We start from the raw sequence: 4191 nt of genomic DNA, 5'->3' as shown, positions 1-4191 counted from the left end.
GGAAAGCGCCAGCCGCACGCAGGCGACCGGATGCGCATCAAGGACCGACGCCAGAACGGCGGGAAAGCGGGCCAGTTCGATTTCGGGGGGTGTGATCAGGTAGATCTGGGGCTCTTCGGGCGCGTCCATCGGTCTGTCCTTCTGTCGTGCTGGCAGACGACTAGCCGATGAGTCGGGAAAAGGAAACGGATATGAATGACGCGGCAGCCCAACGCGGCCCGGGCGGACTTGCGGGCGGGCAGGGCGCACACTAAGACGCCCGCATGAACAGCCCCGCACAAACCCAGCCCCCGGCCATTCCCGCCTTTGTCCTCGTTCGGCCCCAGATGGGCGAGAATATCGGGGCCGCCGCCCGCGCCATGTGGAACTTCGGTCTCGACAACATGCGCGTCGTGGCCCCGCGGGACGGCTGGCCCAACCCCGCCGCCGTGGCCATGGCCTCGGGCGCCGGGCGGCTTCTGGATGAGGCGCTGCTCTGCCCCGACCTGCCGGAGGCCACGGGCGATTGCGATTTCGTACTGGCCACCACCGCGCGCGGCCGGGACCTGACGAAACCCGTCTACACCCCCGAAGCCGCGATGATCGAGGCACGCGCCCGCATCACGCAGGGCCAGCGTGTTGCCGTGCTGTTCGGACCGGAGCGGGCGGGTCTTGAAAACGACGACATCGCGCGGGCCAATGCCATCGTGTCCGTGCCGGTGAACCCGCGGTTTGCCTCGCTCAACCTTGCGCAATGCGTGTTGCTGATGGGCTATGAATGGATGCGCGCTGCCGGCGGTACCGAAGCCGTCACGACCGAGATGGCGGGCACCGACTGGGCCAGCCACGCCGAGGTCGAACACCTCGCGCGGCATTACGAAGACCGGATGGACGAGGCGGGCTTCTTCTTCCCCGAACATAAATCCGCGTCCATGCGGATCAATCTGCGCAACATGTGGTCCCGCCTGCCGCTGACCCGCGCCGACGTGCAAATGCTGCACGGGATGATGCGGCAAATGGTACGCTGGAAAGAGCGCGACTAGATCTCCGCCGCTGTCTGTCCTACCTAACGCGGGCCTGATCATCAGGCCGGACGGAGGGACGCGACATGGCTGAAAAACGCAAGCTTTTCGAGGAAGTGGGGGCGCCGCAGCAGGCCCGGCCCGTGGCGAAGACCGGCGTGATCGACGCCGGGCGCGGTGGTGCCCGGGGGGCGGTGCGGATTTGGCTTCTGATCCTTTTCGCGCTGGTGTTCGTGATGATCAGCGTGGGCGGGGCGACCCGGCTGACCGACAGTGGCCTATCCATCACCGAATGGCGGCCCGTCACCGGCGCGCTGCCGCCCCTGAGCGCGGCGGAATGGGAAAACGAGTTCGCCAAATACCGCGAGATCGACGAATTCCGCCTTCAGAACGACTGGATGCAGCTTTCTGACTTCAAGAGCATCTATTGGTGGGAATGGGGCCATCGCCAGCTGGGCCGCGTGATCGGGCTGGTCTGGGCCATCGGGTTCTTCTGGTTCCTGCTGCGGCGGCAGATCCCGCCGGGCTGGACCGGGCGGCTGTTGCTGCTTGGGGGGCTGGGCGGTCTGCAGGGCGCCATCGGTTGGTGGATGGTCGCCTCCGGCGTCACGACCGGCACGGCGACGGTGGATGTGGCGAGCTATCGGCTTGCCACGCATCTGGGCCTCGCCTTTGTCATCCTCGGCGTGATCACCTGGTATGCGATGCTGCTGAGGCGGCCCGAACGTGACCTGCTGCAGGCCCGCCGCGCGATGGAGCGCAAGCAATACGGCCTCGCCACCGGGCTGTTGCATTTCACCTTTTTGCAAATCCTTCTGGGCGCTCTGGTCGCCGGGATCGACGCGGGCCGCTATTTCGTGGACTGGCCGCTGATGCAGGGGCAGGTCTTTCCGCCGGACGCGTTCAACATCACCCCGGCCTGGCGCAATTTTTTTGAAAACCCGGGGCTCGTCCAGTTCATGCACCGGGTTTCGGGCTACCTGCTGGCGATCTTCAGCGTCGTCGTCTGGCTGCGCGGGCGGAGATCGAGCCATCCCGCCACGCGAAACGCCTTCAACGTGGTGCTGGCGGTTCTGGCCATCCAGATCGCCGTGGGCATCACCACCGTGCTTTACGCGGCACCTGTGCATATCGCGCTGGTGCATCAGGCGCTGGCCGTCGTCCTGTGGGTCACGATCCTGCGGGCGCGTTTTCTGGCGGCCTATCCCATCGCCACATCCCTGAGAGGAACCTGACATGAAGGCTTACGACGAATTGATGGCGTTCCAGCGCGAAACCGAAGCGCTGGCCGAAGTGGCCGGGCGCCTTGGCTGGGATCAGGAAACCGTCATGCCGCGCGGGGCGGCCCCCCAACGGTCCGAGGAAATGGCCGCGATGCAGGGCGTGCTGCACGCCCGCAACGTGGATCCGCGCGTGGCCGACTGGCTGGCCGCGATCGACGGCGAGGCGCTGGACGAGGTCGCGCGCGCCCAGCTTCACCACATCCGCCGCGGGCACGACCGCGCCACCCGGGTGCCGGGCGAGCTGTCGTCGCGGATCGCGCGTGTGACCTCGCGCGCGCAGGGCCTTTGGGCAGAGGCGCGCGCCACGGATGATTTCGCGGCTTTCGCGCCCGTGCTGGAAGAGGTCATCGCCCTGAAGCGGGAGGAGGGACAGGCCCTTGCCGCGGGAGGAGACGTCTATGATGCGATGCTGGACGATTACGAACCGGGCGCCACCGCCGAGACGCTGACCGCGATGTTCGGCGCGCTGCGGCCCGCCCTTGCCGATCTGCGCGCGGCGGTGCGCGAAGCGCCGCAGCCGCCGGTGCTGGAAGGCGTCTTCGACGAGGCCGCCCAGATGGAGCTGACCCGGCTGCTGGCCACCACCTTCGGCTACGATTCCAGCATCGGGCGGGTGGACAAGGCGGTGCATCCGTTCTCCTCTGGCTCGGGTCTGGATGTGCGGATCACCACCCGGACCAATCCGCTGGATCCGTTCAACTGCTTCTATTCCACGATCCACGAAGTCGGCCATGCGGCCTATGAACAGAACATCGATCAGGCATATCTGCTGACCCCGCTGGGGCGGGGCGTGTCGATGGGCGTGCATGAAAGCCAGAGCCGTATCTACGAAAACCAGCTGGGCCGCAGCCGCGCCTTCACAGGATGGCTCTTTGGCAAGATGCGCGATGCCTTCGGTGACTTCGGCGTGGCGGATGCAGAGACGTTCTACCGCATCGTCAACCGCGTCTCGGATGGGTACATCCGGACCGAAGCGGATGAATTGCAGTACAACCTGCATGTTCTGCTGCGCTTCGATCTGGAACGTGCGCTGATGTCGGGCGATCTGCAGGTCGGCGATCTCGAAGCCGCGTGGAACGACCGTTTCGAGGCGGATTTCGGTTATCCGGTGGACAAGCCGTCCAACGGGGTTCTGCAGGATGTGCATTGGTCCGTCGGGCTCTTCGGGTATTTCCCGACCTATACGCTGGGCAACGTCTATGCCGGGTGCCTGCACGAGGCCCTGCGCGCCGCGCATCCCGATCTGGACGATCACCTCGCCCGGGGGGAGACGGGCGTCGCGACGGAATGGCTGCGCACGAACGTGCAGACCCATGGCGGGCTTTATACCCCGCGGGATGTCATCCGCCGGGCGAGCGGCATTGAGCCCAGCGAAGCGCCCCTGCTTTCCTACCTGCAGAACAAGTTCGGCGACCTCTACGGCCTTTGAACTTGCCAAGCCTTCCACCAAAAATTGCCGCATTTGCGATCTAGACACGGAGAACCGAAAAAGAGGCCGACTTCGTGAACGATATGACCGCGATGACCGCACAAGACGATGCACCGCTGCAGATCGAACTGGTGGACGATATGCCCGCCATGAAACGGCTGCGCCCCGCATGGGACGCGCTGCTGCGCAAGGACCCCGATTCGGGGTTCTATCTGTCGTGGGACTGGATGGCCTCCCTCTTCGAGGTTCACCCCGGCAGCTGGTGCGTCCTCTGCCTGCGTGACCCCGAAGACCCCCGCGCGCTCTGCGCGGTGTTGCCCATGCGCCGCCGGTTGTACTGGAGCAGGTCGCGCCGTGTCTTTCAGGCGCAATTGGCCGCCGCCTCGCGGCTGGGGATGGGCGAATATACCGGCATCCTGTGCGACCCCGCGCGCGAACGCTGGGCCATGGCGGCGCTGGGTCTGGCGCTGGGGCAAAT

The 4191-nt window shown here is 65.9% G+C and carries 4 protein-coding genes and 1 pseudogene; 4 read left to right on the top strand and 1 reads right to left on the bottom strand.

Annotated elements, in window-relative coordinates; all coding sequences use genetic code 11:
- Nucleotides 1-129: pseudogene (locus tag A3764_RS12930) on the bottom strand (thiamine phosphate synthase); the annotation flags it as partial.
- A gap of 134 nt (nt 130-263) precedes the next feature.
- On the opposite strand from A3764_RS12930, the gene A3764_RS12925 reads away from it, so the two are divergent.
- From A3764_RS12925 to A3764_RS12910, 4 genes are all read left to right on the top strand, one after another.
- Nucleotides 264-1022, top strand: a complete 759-nt coding sequence (locus A3764_RS12925; RefSeq protein WP_067921867.1) for an RNA methyltransferase — start codon at nt 264-266, stop codon at nt 1020-1022.
- 65 nt (nt 1023-1087) lie between these two features.
- Nucleotides 1088-2236, top strand: a complete 1149-nt coding sequence (gene ctaA / locus A3764_RS12920; protein ID WP_067921870.1) for a heme A synthase — start codon at nt 1088-1090, stop codon at nt 2234-2236.
- Between the two features lies 1 nt (nt 2237).
- Nucleotides 2238-3713, top strand: coding sequence for a carboxypeptidase M32 (locus tag A3764_RS12915; protein WP_067921873.1), 1476 nt, complete (start codon nt 2238-2240; stop codon nt 3711-3713).
- Between the two features lie 74 nt (nt 3714-3787).
- A partial coding sequence (locus A3764_RS12910; protein ID WP_201722431.1) for a hypothetical protein occupies nt 3788-4191 on the top strand: 404 nt, incomplete at its 3' end.

This window comes from Sulfitobacter sp. HI0129, from assembly GCF_001635395.1.
GTDB lineage: Bacteria > Pseudomonadota > Alphaproteobacteria > Rhodobacterales > Rhodobacteraceae > Sulfitobacter.
Note: the sequence above shows the minus strand (reverse complement) of the source record. Positions and strands in the feature narration are given on the sequence as shown.

Coding starts and splice junctions, on each gene's coding strand:
- ctaA (WP_067921870.1), top strand. CDS start 1,088: ATGGCTGAAAAACGCAAGCTTTTCGAGGAAGTGGGGGCGCCGCAGCAG.
- A3764_RS12915 (WP_067921873.1), top strand. CDS start 2,238: ATGAAGGCTTACGACGAATTGATGGCGTTCCAGCGCGAAACCGAAGCG.
- A3764_RS12925 (WP_067921867.1), top strand. CDS start 264: ATGAACAGCCCCGCACAAACCCAGCCCCCGGCCATTCCCGCCTTTGTC.